Source organism: Caenimonas soli, from assembly GCF_013155545.1.
GTDB lineage: Bacteria > Pseudomonadota > Gammaproteobacteria > Burkholderiales > Burkholderiaceae_C > Ramlibacter > Ramlibacter soli.
In genome coordinates, this window is the sequence record NZ_JABJVV010000008.1 from 221,410 (window position 1) to 238,699 (window position 17,290).

The 17,290-nt window shown below is 66.4% G+C and carries 12 protein-coding genes; 8 read left to right on the plus strand and 4 right to left on the minus strand.

Going from position 1 to position 17,290, the window contains the following annotated elements; translation table 11 throughout:
* Nucleotides 1–3: 3 nt before the first annotated feature.
* A complete protein-coding gene (locus tag HNE04_RS14600; protein WP_172220255.1) occupies nucleotides 4–1,632 on the minus strand; it encodes an NHL repeat-containing protein in 1,629 nt (542 codons plus the stop codon).
* A 90-nt stretch (nucleotides 1,633–1,722) separates the two neighbouring features.
* Complete coding sequence (locus tag HNE04_RS14605; RefSeq protein ID WP_172220258.1) at nucleotides 1,723–3,456, minus strand: bifunctional protein-serine/threonine kinase/phosphatase; 1,734 nt, start codon at nucleotides 3,454–3,456, stop codon at nucleotides 1,723–1,725.
* Nucleotides 3,457–3,605: 149 nt separating this feature from the next.
* Between HNE04_RS14605 and nirB the strand changes: the two genes are divergently transcribed.
* The 6 genes from nirB to HNE04_RS14635 are packed head-to-tail and all read left to right on the plus strand — an operon-like array spanning nucleotide 3,606 to nucleotide 12,240.
* Nucleotides 3,606–6,050 carry a nitrite reductase large subunit NirB gene (gene nirB / locus HNE04_RS14610; RefSeq protein ID WP_172220260.1) on the plus strand — a complete coding sequence of 815 codons (2,445 nt, stop codon included), beginning with the start codon at nucleotides 3,606–3,608 and terminating at the stop codon, nucleotides 6,048–6,050.
* A 2-nt stretch (nucleotides 6,051–6,052) separates the two neighbouring features.
* Complete coding sequence (gene nirD / locus HNE04_RS14615) at nucleotides 6,053–6,475, plus strand: nitrite reductase small subunit NirD (protein WP_172220262.1); 423 nt, start codon at nucleotides 6,053–6,055, stop codon at nucleotides 6,473–6,475.
* The gene (locus tag HNE04_RS14620; protein WP_172220264.1) at nucleotides 6,475–9,267 is read left to right on the plus strand and encodes a nitrate reductase; all 2,793 of its coding nucleotides are present in this window, start codon (nucleotides 6,475–6,477) and stop codon (nucleotides 9,265–9,267) included. Before nirD ends, HNE04_RS14620 begins: the two co-directional genes overlap by 1 nt.
* Before the next feature lie 54 nt (nucleotides 9,268–9,321).
* Entirely contained in the window at nucleotides 9,322–10,227 is a 906-nt protein-coding gene (gene ybiB, locus HNE04_RS14625; protein WP_172220266.1) for a DNA-binding protein YbiB, read from the plus strand.
* Nucleotides 10,224–10,991 (plus strand): uroporphyrinogen-III C-methyltransferase, encoded by a 768-nt coding sequence (cobA, locus tag HNE04_RS14630; protein ID WP_172220268.1) that lies wholly within the window; start codon nucleotides 10,224–10,226, stop codon nucleotides 10,989–10,991. Before ybiB ends, cobA begins: the two co-directional genes overlap by 4 nt.
* 31 nt (nucleotides 10,992–11,022) lie before the next feature.
* Nucleotides 11,023–12,240: a BaiN/RdsA family NAD(P)/FAD-dependent oxidoreductase gene (locus HNE04_RS14635; protein WP_172220270.1), complete on the plus strand. Its 1,218-nt coding sequence runs from the start codon at nucleotides 11,023–11,025 to the stop codon at nucleotides 12,238–12,240.
* Here the strand turns inward: HNE04_RS14635 and HNE04_RS14640 are convergent.
* Nucleotides 12,224–14,854 carry an ATP-binding protein gene (locus HNE04_RS14640; protein ID WP_172220272.1) on the minus strand — a complete coding sequence of 877 codons (2,631 nt, stop codon included), beginning with the start codon at nucleotides 14,852–14,854 and terminating at the stop codon, nucleotides 12,224–12,226. The genes HNE04_RS14635 and HNE04_RS14640 overlap by 17 nt on opposite strands.
* 231 nt (nucleotides 14,855–15,085) lie before the next feature.
* Here HNE04_RS14640 and rpsU point away from each other — a divergent pair, with 231 nt between their 5' ends.
* Both rpsU and HNE04_RS14650 read left to right on the plus strand, forming a co-directional pair.
* Complete coding sequence (gene rpsU, locus HNE04_RS14645; RefSeq protein WP_012346814.1) at nucleotides 15,086–15,298, plus strand: 30S ribosomal protein S21; 213 nt, start codon at nucleotides 15,086–15,088, stop codon at nucleotides 15,296–15,298.
* 75 nt (nucleotides 15,299–15,373) lie between these two features.
* Nucleotides 15,374–15,820: a GatB/YqeY domain-containing protein gene (locus HNE04_RS14650; protein WP_172220275.1), complete on the plus strand. Its 447-nt coding sequence runs from the start codon at nucleotides 15,374–15,376 to the stop codon at nucleotides 15,818–15,820.
* A gap of 77 nt (nucleotides 15,821–15,897) precedes the next feature.
* Here the strand turns inward: HNE04_RS14650 and pmbA are convergent, their stop codons facing one another.
* Nucleotides 15,898–17,274, minus strand: a complete 1,377-nt coding sequence (gene pmbA / locus HNE04_RS14655) for a metalloprotease PmbA (protein WP_172220278.1) — start codon at nucleotides 17,272–17,274, stop codon at nucleotides 15,898–15,900.
* Between the last annotated feature and the right edge of the window lie 16 nt (nucleotides 17,275–17,290).

Sequence of the window (17,290 nt, forward strand, 5' to 3'; positions counted from 1 at the left end):
CCTTCAGCGGGCGGGACGGATGCGATAGAGGGCGTTGTTGCGGTCGGCCGTCATGTATATCGTGCCGTCGCGCCCGACGGCGACGCCAGTCACCACGTAAGGCGGCGGCATGCCAGGGCCGGCGGGCAAGCCAATGGGCAGGTTCTCGGCGACAGTCCTGCGCGAACCGTTGGCCGGATCGATTTCCGTCAGGCGCCGCGCGGCGGTTTCGGCCACGACGAAGCTGCCCCAGGGCGTTTGCGCCAAGCCTTCCGGCAAGGCCAAGCCCTCAGCCACCGTGGTCTTGCTGCCGTCGGCCATGTTGACCCGGATGAGCTTACCGGCCGCCTCGGTCACGTACAGCGCGCCGTCCTTACCAATCACCATCTGAACCGGGCCCGTCAGGCCCTGCGCGATCACCTTCTTGTTGGCGAACTTGTCGCCGCTGGCGCGGGTGATGCTGCCGGTGGCGATTTCGACATAAATGACGCTGCCATCGGGCATGGGGATCGCATCCATCGGCGCCTTCAGGCCGTGGATCATCGCGCTGGTCTTGAGCGTGCTGCGGTCCACCAACTGCACCGAACCGGTGAACCAGGACGTCAGCGCGAAATGAGTGGGCGAAACGCCGACGGCGAAGGGATACTCCATGTCGGAGGACTGCATGCGGAAGATATCCGTGACGGCACCGGTGCGCGCATCGACCTTGCGGAAGGAAAAGATGTCGGCAACCCACAGGTCGTTGCCATCGATCTTGACGCCCGCCGGCACCGCCAGCTTGCCACCGGTTAGCAGGCGCAGTTCGCCCGTCGCCGGATTGAAAGCTTCGATCGAGTTGTCGGCCATGTTGGCGACGTAGATGGTGCCCTCGGGTGAGATCGCCAGGTTGTCGATGGCAGGTTTGAGCTTCTTGACCACGGTCTTGCGGCCGCTGGCCAGCTCGACCTTCGACAGCTCACCGGTGTTGGTGTCCACCACCCAGAGGTTGCCCTTGCCGTCCAGGTTGGCGGCAGCGGGGATCTTGAATTCGCTGTTGATGACGGTGATGACGCCGTTGGCCGGATTGATCTTGACCACCTGGCCCTTGAACCAGAGCGGGCCGTAGAGCATGCCGTCGGGGCCGACCTCGAAGCCGTTGAATCCGCCGATGTCCTTGGCGATCAGCCGGGGCGCCGCTGCGCCGCTCACGTCGATCTCCCAGACCGCATCGCCCAGGAACACCTGCGATGCGTAGAGCTTGCCGTTCCTACGATCGAAATCCAGCGAGTTCAGGCCAGGAAGGTCTTTGGCTAGGACCTTCATGGGCGCGGTGTCATTTTCGCGATAGCGGATCATGCCCATCAGGTAGTTGGTCCATGCCAGTTCGCCCTTGGGGCCCACGGCGATGTCGTCGGCCTGCCCTTCCGGCGCCGGGATCATGACGCGCGCGGCGCCGGTCTGCCGGTTCACTTCCCACAGCGAATTGCCCACCACCGAGGCCGCGAGTAGCCGTCCCTTGCCATCCACCGCCAAGCCGTGCACGCCGTTGAACGACGAAGGCGCGACCAGCACTTCGGGCGCGGCCCATGCGGCCGGCCGCGCGGGCGCCATGGAAGTGCAGGCGCCAAGCGCGAGCGATAGCGCCAAGAGGGCAGCGGTCAGGGTCCGGTTCATAGACGTCTCCTTTGGAAGTGCGGTAGGGCAGTCTATGAAGGGCTTCCGGACGCGCGCCGTCACGCAGGAGACAAAACCGGCTAGTGGTAACTACTTGGGCAGGAACAGCAGCCAGTAGATCAACAGCGCGTTGAAGAGCAGGCTGATGCCCAGCGCGATCTTCCACAAGGCCGTGGGATCGCGCTGGATCAGTGGTGTCGGAGGCGGAGCCGTCAGCGGGCGCGAGGCGCCGCGCTCGAGGGCCAGCAGCATCTCCTCCGCGGTTTCGAAGCGAACGCGCTTGTCGAGCGCCACCGCCTTCAGCACGACGTGATCCAGCCAGATCGGCACCTCGGGGTTGTGCCGGCTCGGCGCCGTGGGGTCGCGATAGTAGCGTCCCGCCTGGTACGGCAGCACGTCGCCGTAGGGCAGCTTGCCTCCGGTCAGCAGCTGGTAAAGCGTGACGCCGAGCGCGAACAGGTCGCTCTGGGCATCGGGCGGCTCTTCCGGGCCTTCACCGCCCTGCGCATTGAAGCCCCATTGCTCGGGATTGATGTAGCTGGGCGTTCCGGCATGGAGCAGCCGCGTGGCCTCCGGTTCGCGGCCGCTGAGGGCCACGCCCAGATCGAGCAGTCGCAGCACCCCGTCTTCGCCCTGGTGCAGGTTGGCCGGCTTCACATCGCGATGGATCACGTTCTGGCGATGCAGGCGCGAAAGCGCGCGCGCCACGTGCGTGGCCGCGGCCACCGTTTGGATCAGCGTGAACCTGTGCTTGCGGTCCAGCATCTGCTGCAGGGTTTCGCCGCCGTGCCATTCATAGAGCAGGTAGAAGCCAGTCGGCGCTTCCACCAGTGGATCAACCACCGCCACCAGGTTCTCGGCGATCTTGCCGGAACGCATGCGCTTGGCCAGCCAGGCCTCGTGTGCCAGCATGGCGCGCTCCTCGGCATCGTGTGCGCGGTGCGGGTGCAGGGTCTTGAGGGCGTACAGCTTGCGGCTGGCGGGATCGCGTACCTGATAGAGGATGTTGATGCCGTTGTCCGCTACCAGTGCAGTCACGGTCAGGCCGTCGAGGGAGTCGCCCACCTTCAGCCGCGGCGGGATGGGCAACTGCTGGGCCAGGCGGTTCTCGTCCTGCAGCAATCCATCGAGCACGCCAAGCACGCGCACCACCAGCGCGGTGGCGTTGTCGCCACTGCCCTGCTCCAGCGCTGTCTTCACCAGCAGTTCGCTCAGTTCCTGGGCACCGTCCAGGGTCAGCGCCTTCAGCCGCTTCGCCGGCAGGACGTTGTGAACGCCGTCGGACAAGAGAACGAACACGTCGCCAACATGCAGGTCGCCCTGGCTGTAGTCCACCACCAGGCGGTCCTCGGCACCGACGGCTCGCAACAGCTTGTGGCTGAAGTCCGGATGCTCCACCGCGTGGTCGTGCGTGAGCTGCGTGACTTCCCCCGCGCGCAGCAGGTAGGCGCGCGTATCGCCCACGTGAGCCAGTGAATAGCTTTGCCCCCGCAGTACCAGGGCGGTGAGCGTCGTCAGCCCGCAGGCAGGATGCCGGCGGCGGTTCAAGCCCGCCAGCCAGGCGTTCTGCGCGCCGATGATGCGGTCCAGCGCCACCGTGGTGTCCCAGGTTTCGGGCGTGCCGAAGTAATCGCGCACCAAACTCGTCACGGTGGTCTGGGCGGCTTCGCGTCCCATGCCGCCCATGCTCACGCCGTCGGCGATGGCAGCGATGGCGCCCATGGCCTCGCGGCCCGGCTCGGGGAGCATCGCGGCGGCGAAGTCCTCGTTGATCTCCTTCTTGCCGGTCAGAGAGGTGAAGCCGATGTCGATTTCAAAAGCCATGCACCACCTTAAGCAAGATCAGTGCCCAACATGGTGCACCGCAACATGAGGCCTGCGCCGCCCTTTGGTGCACACCCACCCAAATACGGGCCCCAACAACTGGCATGAGGCTTGCAGGCCAAAAGCAGCAGTATCCATTGGAGAGCGAATTGAAAAGATCGAAGTTGGTGATGGTTGGCAACGGGATGGCGGGCGTGCGCACCATCGAAGAGCTCCTGAAAGTAGCCCCGGAACTCTATGACATTAGTGTGTTCGGCGCCGAGCCGCACCCCAACTACAACCGCATCCTGCTCTCACCGGTATTAGCCGGCGAGCAGACGCTCGATGAGATCGTGCTCAATTCCTGGGAGTGGTACCAGGAGAACAACATCCGCCTGCACGCGGGCAAAAAGGTGGTCGAGGTCGATCGCGTGCGCCGCGTCGTGCGCGCCGAAGACGGCACCGAGGAAGAATACGACCGGCTGCTGATGTGCACCGGCTCCAACCCCTTCATCCTCCCCGTTCCGGGCAAGGACCTGCAAGGCGTGATCGCCTACCGCGACATCGCCGACACCAACGCGATGATCGAGGCATCGCAGAAATACAAGAAGGCCGTGGTCATCGGCGGCGGCTTGCTGGGGCTGGAAGCCGCCAACGGCCTGATGCTGCGCGGCATGGACGTGACAGTGGTGCACGTCATGCCCTGGCTGATGGAACGCCAGCTGGACGACGTGGCCGGCAAACTGCTGCAGAAGTCGCTCGAAGACCGCGGCCTGAAATTCCTGATCGGTGCCCAGACGCAAGAACTCATCCCCGACAAGGATGGCCGTGTCATGGCCATCAAATTCAAGGACGGCACGGAAGTCCCGACCGACCTGGTGGTGATGGCCGTGGGCATACGCCCCAACACCGAGCTGGCCGAGAAGATGCGCCTGCACTGCAACCGCGGCATCGTGGTCAACGACACCATGCAGACCGTGACCGACGCGCGCATCTATTCGGTGGGCGAATGCGCGGCCCACCGCGGCATCGCCTATGGCCTGGTGGCCCCGCTGTTCGAGCAGGCCAAGGTCGCGGCCAACCACCTGGCGCAGTTCGGCATCGGCCGCTACAGCGGCTCGCTCACTTCCACCAAGCTCAAGGTGACGGGCATCGACCTGTTCTCCGCCGGCGAGTTCATGGGCGGCGAAGGCACCGAAGAAATCGTCATGTCCGACCCCTTCGGCGGCGTCTACAAGAAGCTGGTGATCAAGGGCGACAAGCTGGTGGGCGCCTGCCTGTACGGCGACACGGTCGATGGCAGCTGGTACTTCAAGCTGCTGCGCGACGGCCGCAGCGTCAGCGACATCCGCGACAAGCTGATGTTCGGCGAATCCAGCATCGGCGACACGGGACATGAAGGCCACACCAAGGCGGCTTCGATGCCGGACGAGGCGGAGGTCTGCGGCTGCAACGGCGTGACCAAGGGCACGATCTGCAAGGCCATCAAGGAAAAGGGCCTGTTCACCATCGACGAGGTGAAAAAGCACACCAAGGCCAGCGCCAGCTGCGGCTCCTGCACCGGCCTCGTAGAACAGATCCTGATGTTCACCGCCGGCGGCGACTACTCGGCGGCGCCCAAGAAGAAGGCCATGTGCGGCTGCACCGACCACAGCCACCAGGACGTGCGCGATGCGATCAAGGCCAACAAGCTGCTCTCCATCGCCGATACCTTCAAATTCATGGAGTGGCGCACGCCCAACGGCTGCGCTTCCTGCCGCCCCGCCGTCAACTACTACCTGATCTCCAGCTGGCCCAAGGAGGCCAAGGACGACCCGCAAAGCCGCTACATCAACGAGCGCAGCCACGCCAACATCCAGAAGGATGGCACCTATTCCGTCATCCCGCGCATGTGGGGCGGCGAGACCACGGCCGATGAGTTGCGGCGCATCGCCGATGCGGTGGACAAGTACAAGATCCCGACCGTCAAGGTCACGGGCGGCCAGCGCATCGACCTGCTCGGCGTGAAGAAGGAAGACCTGAAGGACGTCTGGAAGGACATCGGCATGCCCTCCGGCCATGCCTACGCCAAGGCGCTGCGCACGGTCAAGACCTGCGTGGGCAGCGAATGGTGCCGCTTCGGCACGCAGGACTCCACCCAGATGGGCAAGGACCTGGAGCGCGCCCTCTGGCGCATGTACGCGCCGCACAAGGTCAAGCTGGCGGTGTCGGGCTGCCCGCGCAACTGCGCCGAGTCCGGCATCAAGGACGTCGGCGTGATCGGCGTGGACTCGGGCTGGGAGATCTACATCGCCGGCAACGGCGGCATCAAGACCGAAGTGGCGCACTTCTTCTGCAAGCTCAAGACCTCGGCCGAGGTGCTGGAATACAGCGGCGCCTTCCTGCAGCTGTACCGCGAGGAAGGCTGGTACCTCGAGCGCACCGTGCACTACGTCAATCGCGTGGGCCTGGACTACGTCAAGAAGAAGATCCTGGAAGACCACGAAGGGCGCAAGGCGCTGTGGGAACGCCTGCAATTCAGCCTGGACGGCGAGCCCGATCCCTGGTTCGATTTCGACAAGGCATCGGTGGACACGCGGCAATTCGCCAAGCTGGCGGCAGGGCAGGAAGCATGAAGATGAACGATTGGACAGTGGTTTGCCGGGTCGAAGACATCCCGGTGCTCGGCTCGCGCCGGGTGGCTCGGCCCAAGGGAATGGACGTCGCCGTCTTCCGCAATGACCAGGATCAGGTGTTCGCTTTGCTCGACCGCTGCCCGCACAAGGGCGGCCCGCTGTCGCAGGGCATCGTGTTCGGCACCAGCGTCGCCTGTCCGCTGCACAACTGGACCATCGGCCTGGCCGACGGATGCGCCAAGACGCCCGACGAGGGCTGCACCACCAAGTTCGCTTGCAAGGTCGAATCCGGCGAGGTCCTGCTGGACCCGGTGGAACTGGCCACCCTGGCGCTCGACCTGGCGCCGCCCAAGGCCGGCCCGTGCGCGTCCACCGGCAGCATCGGCGACGCAACCTTCGACGTGCAGGCGCCGCACACCGCGTAATGACCAATGAAACCAAATCCACCTGCCCGTACTGCGGGGTGGGATGCGGTGTCATCATCGAGAGCGAGGGCGACCAGATCACGGGCGTCCGGGGCGACCCGGACCACCCGGCCAACTTCGGCCGCCTGTGCACCAAGGGCTCCACGCTGCACCTGACGGCGTCCGCGCCGATCACCCGGCAGACCCGGCTGTTGCACCCGATGCGGCGCGAGCACCGCGCCGAGAAGCCCCATCGCGTCTCGTGGGATGACGCGCTGGGCTTCGCCACCGAGAACTTCGCTCAGGTCATCCGCGAGCACGGGCCCGATGCGGTGGGCTTCTACATCTCCGGCCAGTTGCTGACCGAGGACTACTACGTCTTCAACAAGCTGGTCAAGGGCCTCATCGGCACGAACAACGTGGACACCAACTCGCGCCTTTGCATGAGCAGCGCGGTAGCGGGCTACAAGATGACGCTGGGCGCCGACGCGCCGCCCAACTGCTACGACGACGTGAACCACGCGCAGTGCATCTTCATCGTCGGCAGCAACACGGCCTGGGCGCACCCGATCCTGTTCCGGCGGATCGAAGACGCCAAGGCCGCCAACCCGCAGATGAAGATCATCTTCTGCGACCCGCGCCGCACCGACACGGCCGAGATCGCCGACCTGTACCTGCCCATCCAGCCCGGCACCGACGTGATGCTGTTCAACGGCCTGCTGCACATCATGATGTGGGAAGGCTGGGTCCGGCAGGACTACATCGCCGCCCACACCAGCGGCTTCGACGATCTCAAGGCCACGGTACGCGACTGCACGCCCGACCTGGTGGCCCAGGTCTGCGGCATCAAGAAAGAAGACCTGTTCCTGGCGGCCAAGCTGTTCGCCACTTCCGCCGCCACCTTGAGCCTGTACTGCCAGGGCTTGAACCAGTCGTCCAGCGGCACGGCCAAGAATGCCGCGCTGATCAACCTGCACCTGGCCACGGCCCAGATCGGCAAGCCCGGCGCCGGCCCGTTCTCGCTGACCGGCCAGCCCAACGCCATGGGCGGGCGCGAGGTCGGCGGCCTGGCCAACCTGCTGTCGGCGCACCGCGACCTGGCCAACCCCGAGCATCGAGCCGAGATCGCGGCGCTGTGGGGCGTGCCGTCGGTCCCGGAGAAACCGGGCAAGACGGCCGTGGAAATGTTCCAGGCCGCCGCCGACGGCGAGATCAAGGCCTTGTGGATAGCCTGCACCAACCCGGCGCAGTCCATGCCCGACCAGTCCACCGTCCGCCGGGCCCTGCAGCGGGCCGAGTTCGTGGTGGTGCAGGAAGCATTCGCCACCACGGCGACCTGCGACTACGCCGACCTGCTGCTACCCGCCACCACCTGGGGCGAGAAAACCGGCACGGTCACGAACAGCGAGCGCCGCATCAGCCGCGTCCGCCCCGCCGTGCCCAAGCCCGCCGGCACCCGGCACGACTGGGCGATCGCCGCCGAGTTCGGCCACCGGCTCGAGCGCAAATTGCGCCCGGGCCAAGCCACCCTGTTTCCCTATTCGCTCACGGACGAAACGGCGGGCGCCGAAGCCATCTGGAACGAGCACCGCGAGACCACCCGCGGGCGCGACCTGGACATCACCGGCATGAGCTATGCCCTGCTGGACCAATCTCCCCTGCAGTGGCCCATGCCGGCCGGCCAGGCCGCAGGCAAAGTCCGCTTGTACGAGGACGGCGTCTTCCCCACCGCCGACGGCAAGGCACGATTCGCCAACGTAGCCTACAAGCCGCTGGCCGAGCCGCGCGAATCCCGCTACCCGTTTTCGCTCACCACCGGGCGGCTGCGCGACCAGTGGCACGGCATGAGCCGCACCGGGACCCTGGGGCGGCTGTTTGGCCATGTGGCCGAACCGTCGGTGCAGATGAACCCGCAGGACATGTCGCGCCGCTTGCTGAACGAAGGCGATCTGGTCCATGTCACCAGCAAGCGCGGCTCCATCATGGTGCCGGTGCAGGCCAGCAATGAAGTCGGCCTGAGCCAGGCCTTCATGGCCATGCACTGGGGCTCGGAATACCTGACCGGCTGCTCCAGCACGGGCGAGCGGCTTGCCGGTGTCAACGCCATCACCACCTCGGCGTACTGCCCCACTTCCAAGCAGCCTGAACTGAAGCACGCGGCCGTGAAGATCCTGAAGGCCGAACTGCCGTGGCAGCTGCTGGCCATCGCATGGTTGCCGCAGGACGAAGCGTTGCACGCGCGCGAAGAACTCAAGCAGGTGATGACGCTGTTCCCGTTCGCCTCCTGCGTGCCGTTCGGCCGGGAGCGCGCCGGCGTGCTGCTGCGTGCCGCCGCGCATGAAGCGCCGCCCGATGAATTGATGGTTCGCATCGAGGCCTTGCTGGGACTATCGGGCCGCGACGTCTTGCGTTATGCCGATCGCAAGAAAGGACAGCGGCGCGCCATGCGGCTGGTCCGCCACGGCCAGGAGGCGCGGCTGGAGGGCTTCGTGCTCGCCGGCGACACCAGTGCGGAGGCCTGGATCAAGACCCTGCTGCAGGACGAATTGCCGGCACAGGCCTATGGCCGCTTGTTGTTGGTGCCGGGTGCCAAGGCGCCGGTGGCCGTGCAGTCGCGCGGCAAGCAGGTCTGCACCTGTTTCAACGTCACCGACGCCGAGATCGGCGAGTTTCTGGGCGGCTGCGCCGGCAGCGAGACGCAAAGGCTGGATGCGTTGCAGGGCAACCTGAAATGCGGCACCAACTGCGGCTCCTGCGTGCCTGAACTCAAACGCATGGTCCGCGGGATCATCCCGCTGAAGCAAGCCGCCTAGGGGCAAATCGCCTAATAGCCGAAAGTCATGAGGCTTCAGGGACAATTGGTCCCCATGGGCATCAGCCAATACATCAAGGTCATCGGCCGCGGCAAGCGAGGAGCTCGCTCGCTCGACCGCGAGCAGGCTGCCGATTTGTTCGGTCAGGTGCTGGATGGAGCCGTCACCGACCTGGAAGTGGGCGCATTCTGCCTGTCGATGCGCATCAAGGGCGAGACGCCCGAAGAGATGGCGGGTTTCATGGATGCGACTTACGCGCGCCTGAATCACATCCCGTCCAGCGGCAAGCCCGTCGTCGTGCTGCCCAGTTACAACGGCGCGCGCAAGCTGCCGGTGCTCACGCCCCTGCTGGCGCTGCTGATCGCGCGCCGCGGTCTCCCTGTGCTCATCCACGGCACCGCCACGGAATCCAGCCGGGTGTTCGTGCCTCACGTGCTGCAGGCGATGGACATCCACGCGCTCCCCGGGGTGCGGGCGATTGCGCCGGGCGAGGCTGCCTACGTGCCGACCGAGCTGCTGTGTCCCGGCCTGAAGCGCTTGCTGGACGTGCGGCGCGTCGTGGGCTTGCGCAACTCCAGCCACAGCCTGGTGAAGCTGATGAATCCCTGCGCGGGGCCCGCGGTCGTCGTCAGCAGTTACACCCATTCCGAATATGCAGTGTCCATGGCCGCGGTGTTCGAACTGATGGGCTCCACCGCCCTGCTGCTGCGCGGCACCGAAGGCGAGGTGGTGGCGGACGCGCGGCGGTTGCCGCAGATGGACGGCTTCATTGCCGGGCGGCAGGTGACCCTGCAGGAAGGCGAGAAAGGTACCCTCACCAACCTGCCGGATATGCCGCGTGAGGTCGACGCCGAAACCACGGCCACCTACATTCAGGAAGTGCTGGCGGGCACCAAGCCCGTGCCCGCGTCCATGGGCTTGCAAGTGGAACATATCTTGCATCTGGCTGAATCACTATGAATGCTGGAAAAGTCACTCTGGTGGGCGCGGGTCCCGGCGATCCCGAACTGCTCACCTTGAAAGCCCTCAAGGCCATCCAGGCCGCAACGGTGCTGCTGGTGGACGACCTGGTCAGCCAGGAAATCGTCGCCTTTGCCGCGCCCACCGCTCGCGTGGTGTACGTCGGCAAGCGCGGTGGCTGCAAGAGCACACCCCAGGCCTTCATCGAGAAGCTGATGGTCATGGCCGCCAAGGAAGGCGAGGTCGTGGTGCGTCTCAAAGGCGGTGACCCGTTCATCTTCGGCCGCGGCGGCGAAGAGGTCGAACACCTGCGCGAAGCCGGCATCGAGGTGCAGGTCGTCAACGGCATCACCTCCGGCTTGGCCGCGGTCACGTCGCTCGGCGTGCCGCTCACGCACCGCGAACACGCGCACGGCGTGGTGTTCGTCACGGGCCATGCCCATCCCGGCTCACAGGGCGCCGACTGGCGAGCCCTGGCTGCGGCGGCGCGCGACGCCAAGCTCACCCTGGTGGTCTACATGGGTGTGAGCGGCGCGGCCCGCATCCAGGAAGAACTGCTCACCGCGCTGCCCGCCTCCACCCCGGTGGCGATAATCCAGCGCGCCAGCTTGCCGGACCAGCGCCATGCCGTCACCACGCTGGGGCAACTCGACGCGACCATCGCGCGGGAACAGCTCGCGAGCCCCTCGGTGATCGTGGTCGGCGATGTGATCAGGGGCGTGGCCGCGGCGAGAAGCGCCCCGGCGCAATTCCGCGTCGCCTGAGGCGCCGGCGACGCCGCATACACTGCGGCCCATGCAAGATTTCGATGTCGCCGTCATCGGCGCCGGCGCTGCCGGGCTGTTCTGCGCCGGCATAGCCGGCCAGCTTGGCCTGAAAGTGCTGCTGGTCGATCACGGCGACAAGGTGGCCGAGAAGATCCGCATTTCCGGCGGAGGCCGCTGCAACTTCACCAACCGCGACCTCGAGCCGCGCGCGCCGCACAAGCACTTCCTGGGCGAGAACCCTAATTTCTGCCGCTCGGCGCTGTCGCGATACACGCCCCAGGATTTCATGGCGCTGGTGCAGCGCCACGGCATTCCGTTTCACGAGAAGCACAAGGGCCAGCTCTTTGGCGATCGCTCCTCCGAGGACTTCATCCAGATGCTGCTGCGCGAATGCGAGGCGGGCGGCGTGACGCGCTGGCAGCCCTGCGCCGTAACCAGCATCGGCGCCTCGCAGCCGGGCTATCAGCTGCAGACCGACCGCGGCCCCGTCGCTGCCCGCCAGGTGGTCATCTCGACCGGCGGCCTGTCGATCCCCAAGATCGGCGCCACCGATTTCGGCTATCGCGTCGCCCGCCAGTTCGGCATCCGTATCGTCGAGCCGCGCCCGGCTTTGGTGCCGCTGACCTTCGACGGGGAAAGCTGGGCACCCTATTCGCAGCTGGCCGGCTTGTCGCTGCCGGTCGCCATAGAAACCGGGCAGAAGAAGGAGCGAATGGTTTTTCACGAGGACCTGCTGTTCACGCACCGCGGCCTGAGCGGGCCCGCCGTCCTGCAAATCTCCAGCTATTGGCGCCCGGGCCAGCCGATCCGCATCGACCTGGCGCCCGGGATCGACCTTCCCCAGGAGCTCGGGCGAGCCAAGGCGACGTCGCGCAAGCTCATCGCCAACGAGCTCGCCGCCTTGGTGCCCTCGCGCCTGGCCGACGCCTGGGCGCAGCAAGATCCCGCCTGGCAGCGGCCCGTGAACGAAAGCAGCGACAAGGCCCTGGCCGCCCTGGCCGAGCGCCTGGCCCATTGGCCGCTGCTGCCGAACGGCAGCGAAGGCTACAAGAAGGCGGAAGTGACTGCCGGAGGCGTGGACACCCGAGACCTCTCGTCGCAGACCATGGAGTCGAAGCAGCCCGGCCTGTACTTCATCGGCGAGGTGGTGGACGTGACGGGCTGGCTGGGCGGCTACAACTTCCAGTGGGCCTGGGCCAGCGCCTATGCCTGCGCCCAAGCCCTGGCGGCTAGCGCGCGCCCATGAGTTCGTTCAGCACTTCCAGCAGCCGGTCGATCGCCACGGGCTTGACCAGGTGCTCGTCGAATTTGGCGGCCAGCGCCAGGGCCCGGTCGTTTTCGCGGCCATAGCCGGTCAGGGCCACCAGCTTCATTCCCGCAGCGCGCGGATCGGCGCGCAGCAGCCCCGCGAGCTGGTAGCCGTCGATGTCCGGCAAGCCGATGTCCAGCAAAGCCAGCTGCGGGACATAGCTGTCCAGCAGCGCCATGGCCTCGTCGGCATGGCCGGCGCAGCGCGCTTCGTAGCCCACCATCCGCAAGATCTCGGCCAGGGTGTCGGCGGCGTCGGCGTTGTCATCCACGACCATGATGCGGCCGCTGCCGGCGGCCGGCGTTTCACCGGGGTCGCCATCGCTCTCAGGCGATGGCGGCTGGTCGCTGGCCGGCAGGCGCACGACGAAGCGGCTACCCTTTCCCGGCCCGTCGCTGGCTGCGGAAACGCTGCCGCCATGCATTTCCGCCAGCGTGCGAACGATCGTGAGCCCGAGGCCCAGGCCTCCAGCCTGGCGATCCATGGACTGCTGGCCCTGCACGAACAGATCGAACACCCGGGGCAGCAGCTGCGCGTCGATGCCGCTGCCGTTGTCCTGCACGCTGGCTTCGACGAACCCATCCGCCCGGTCCAGCGCCAGCGTGACGACCCCGTCCGCAGGCGTGAACTTCGCCGCGTTGACCAGGAGATTGCAGAGAATCTGGGTCAGGCGCACCCCATCGCCGATCACCTGCGCCGGCTGCTCGCCCAGGCGCAGCTCAACCGGCCGCTGGTGCTTCTCGAACACCGGGCGCGTCAGCTCCACGGCATGGGCCACTATCGCCTTCATGTCCACCGCCTCGCGCTGCAGCTGGATCTTGCCCTGCGTGATCCGCGAAACGTCCAGGAGGTCGTCGATCAGGCGCGACAGGTGGGCCACCTGGCGCCCGATGACGCGACGCTCGTCCAAACCCACGGTCGGGTTGCGGCGGGCCATCAGCTCCAGGGCGCTGGCAATCGGCGCCAGGGGGTTGCGCAGCTCGTGGCCCAGCATGGCAAGGAACTCGTCCTTGGCGCGGTTTGCCGATTCGGCGTGCCGGCGCGTGGCTTCCGCCTCCGCGTAGAGACGCGCATTGTCCAGCGCCAGCGCGGCGCGTTGTGCCAGCGCCCGAACCAGGGCCTGGTCTTCCTCGGTGATGTCGCGGCCCGACTCGGCCTGCACGACGCCCATCGCCCCGATGGTGCGCCCGCGGGCCACGAGTGGAACGATGTAATGGGCGCGCATCCCGAAAGTCTCGGTGTAGAGCCTCATCGCCGGATCGGCCATCACTTCCGGGTCCGTAAAATTGCCGTGGTGCGGGCGCCCGTTCGCCATCACCCAGGCCATCGAGCCCTTCGTGCCGTCGGCGGCGCGCAACTCCCTGGCCATTCGAAGCGCCCGTTCGGCCCTTTCCGGATCGCTGTGGTGCGCCAGGCGGCGCTGCGAGTCACCATGTTCGTCCAGCAGGTCGAGGCGGCACCAATCAGCAATCTCCGGCACGACGATCCTGGCGATGGCTTGCAGCGTTTCATCGGGGTCCAACGAGCCCGAAAGCACCGCCCCGGCTTTCGCCAGCAGCTCGAGCCGGCGGCGCGCAGCTTCGGCCTCGCCTCGGGCGCGGCGCTCGGCCTCCAGCAGTTCCACCCGCTCGGTGACGTCCGTGCTGGCGCCCACCATGCGCAAGGGTTGTCCCTGCGCGTCGCGTACCAGGTGGCCCCGGGTGGTGATCCACCGGGTACGTCCATCGGGAAGACGGGTGCGGTACTCGGCCGTGTAGGGCGGTCCACCCGCCAGCGCAGCCCGCATGGCCTGCCGGGCCTTGGGAAAGTCCTCGGGGTGGACCCGTGCGCGAAACCCTTCATAGCCACCGGTATCGCCGCCCAGCTCCATCTCATGCATCTCATAGATCCGGTCGGACCAGGTGACGTGGTTGCGCACGATGTCCCAGTCCCAGATGCCGACCTGCCCTGCCTCCACGGCCATTCGCAGGCGTTCTTCGCTGATACGCAGCGCGTCCTCGGCCTGCTGGTGCTGCTCGACCAGACGGGCGTTCACGACCACGGGCGCGGCGAGCATGGCAAGCTCGGCGGCAAAAGCAACGTCTTCCGGCGTATGGCGGCGGCCGGACCGGCCCATGAAGAGCGTCAGCCCGCCGACCACTTCGTCCCGGTAGCGCACGGGCACCGTGATCATCGAGGTGAACGCCAGCCGGCGCAGCAAGGCCAGATGACCCTCGTTGACGGCGATGCTGCAATACCAGGCGTCGTCGGTCTGGGGGTGCAGGGCGGGCCGCCCGGAGGAGAGCGCGCAAAGGTTGATATCCGTGCGCTCCTGCCTCACCCATTGGGTGGGCGCCAGCAGGGCTTCGATGTCGGGCGCCTCATGGGCGGCGACCGTCCGCCGCACGCCGCCACCATGGACCACGTCGAAGAAGCCAAAATCGGCCAGCGCCGGCAAGCAGGCGTCGATGGTCTGGCGCAGCGTATCGTTGAAATCCGCCGCCGATGCCAGCAGCCTCGCGGCACGGCCGAGTATCTGCCGCTGCACTTCGGGCGCGGCCGCAGGGAGCATGGCTGGATGGGGTCCCACTGAGAGATTCTGGCGCATTTCACGCGCGCAAGGCTGGGATTGACCCTCCCGGCAGGCAGCGCTTGCTACCGGCCGCCGTGGGGCTATAATGTCGGGCTTTGCTGGCAAACCCCCAACGGCCTGATCAATCAAGTTGGGGAAACCGCAGTTAAGGCGCCCGGGCCCGATCTCCCTGGCACCCTCTGGCTGCACATTTTGGAAATTCATTAGCTGATGACGACGATCCGTGTAAAAGAAAACGAGCCGTTCGACGTGGCCCTGCGCCGCTTCAAACGCACCATCGAGAAGCTGGGCCTGCTGACCGAACTGCGCGCGCGCGAGTTCTACGAGAAGCCCACCGCCGAGCGCAAGCGCAAGAAGGCCGCGGCCGTCAAGCGCCACTACAAGCGCGTTCGCAGCATGCAGTTGCCCAAAAAGCTGTACTGATCCTGCCCTCGCGGCACCCGAAAAGCCTGCCTGGGGACGCTCAAGCAGGCTTTTTTCATTCCCTGGGAGACAAGAATGAGCCTCAAAGAACGCATTACCGATGACATGAAGGCCGCCATGCGCGCCAAGGACGCCGAGCGCCTGGGCACCATCCGCCTGCTCACGGCCGCCATGAAGCAGAAGGAAGTGGACGAGCGCGTGGAGCTGGATGACGTGGCCGTGATCGGCATCGTCGACAAGATGCTCAAGCAGCGCAAGGACAGCATCGAAGCCTTCGAGAAGGCGGGACGGCAAGACCTGGCCGACAAGGAAAAGTCCGAAGTGACCGTGCTGCAGGCCTATCTGCCGGCGCGGCTTTCAGCCGATGAGGTGGCGGCCGAGGTCAAGGCGATCGTGGCTGAGCTTGGCGCCAAGGGTCCCGGCGATATGGGCAAGGTCATGGGCGCCGTGAAGTCCAAATTGGCCGGCAAGGCCGATATGGGGCTGGTTTCGGCTGCGGTGAAGGCGGCGCTGGCTGGCTGAATGGGCTGTCATGCCGGACTCGATCCGGCATCCACGCGCCGCCATGGATCCCGGGTCGAGCCCGGGATGACAAATCCTTACGAGCCGGCCACTTTCATCTTGTTCACCAGGATAGACCCCACCGTCTTGGCGCCGTAGTTGTAGGTGTCGGCGCCCACCGCCTGGATGCCGGCCAACATATCGCGCAGGTTGCCGGCGATGGTGATTTCCTGCACCGGATAGGCGAGTTCGCCCTTCTCCACCCAGAAGCCGCTGGCGCCGCGCGAATAGTCGCCGGTGACGTAGTTGACGCCCTGGCCCATCAGCTCGATCACGAACAGGCCCGTATCCAGCTTGCGCAGCATCTCCTTCAGCTCATCACCAGGCTGTGTCAGGCGTGACGTGAGCGTGAGGTTGTGCGAGCCGCCGGCGTTGCCGGTGGTCTTCATGCCCAGCTTGCGAGCGGAGTAGCTGCTCAGGAAGTAGCCTTCCACCCGGCCCGCGTCCACGACCTTGCGCGCCGTGGTGCGCACGCCCTCTTCGTCGAAAGCCGCGCTGCCCTTGCCGCGCGGCACGAGCGGGTCTTCCAGTACGTCCACGTGGTCCGGAAACACCTTCTTGCCCAGCGAATCGAGCAGGAAGGTGCTCTTGCGATAGAGCGCGCCGCCGCTCACGGCCTGCACGAAGCCGCCCAACAGGCCGGCCGCCAGGGGCGATTCGAACAGCACCGGGCATTCGCGGGTGGTGATCTTGCGCGACTTCAGGCGGGCCAGCGCCCGTTCGGCGGCGTAGCGGCCCACTTCCTCGGCGCCCGCCAGTTCGGAGGCGGCGCGCATGGAGCTGTACCAGGCGTCGCGCTGCATGTCGCTGCCCTTGCCGGCAATCGGGGCCACCGAGATCGAATGGCGCGAGCTGGCATAGCCACCGCGAAACCCCCGCGTATGGGAGCTGAAGAAATGACTTTGCTGGGCCGAAACGCCCGCGCCCTCGCTGTTGGTGATGCGCTTGTCGGTGGCGAAGGCCGCGCCCTCGCAGACCAGCGCCAGGCGGGCCGCCTCTTCGCTGGTGATGTCCCAAGGGTGGAACAGGTCCAGATCGGGCTGCTCCTCGGGCCCGGCGATGTCTCCGGCCTCCGGCAGGCCTGCTACCGGATCTTCCGCCGTGAAGCGAGCGATGTCGTAGGCGGCCTGCACGGTCTGTTCGATCGCCGCACGAGAGAAGTCCGAAGTGCTGGCGTTGCCGCGACGCTGCCCCACGTAAACTGTGACGCCCAGCGACTTGTCGCGGTTGCGCTCCACGTTCTCCATTTCGCCCTTGCGCACCGAGACGCTCAGGCCGCAGCCTTCCGATGCCTCGGCCCCGGCGTCCGTGGCTCCCAGCTTCTTGGCGTGGGCCAAGGCGGTATCCACCAGTTCTTCGAAGGTAGCGCGGCTGTAACTGAAGCCGGTGGCGGCGCGGGAGTCGGGATTGTTCATAGCGGGGCTATGATAC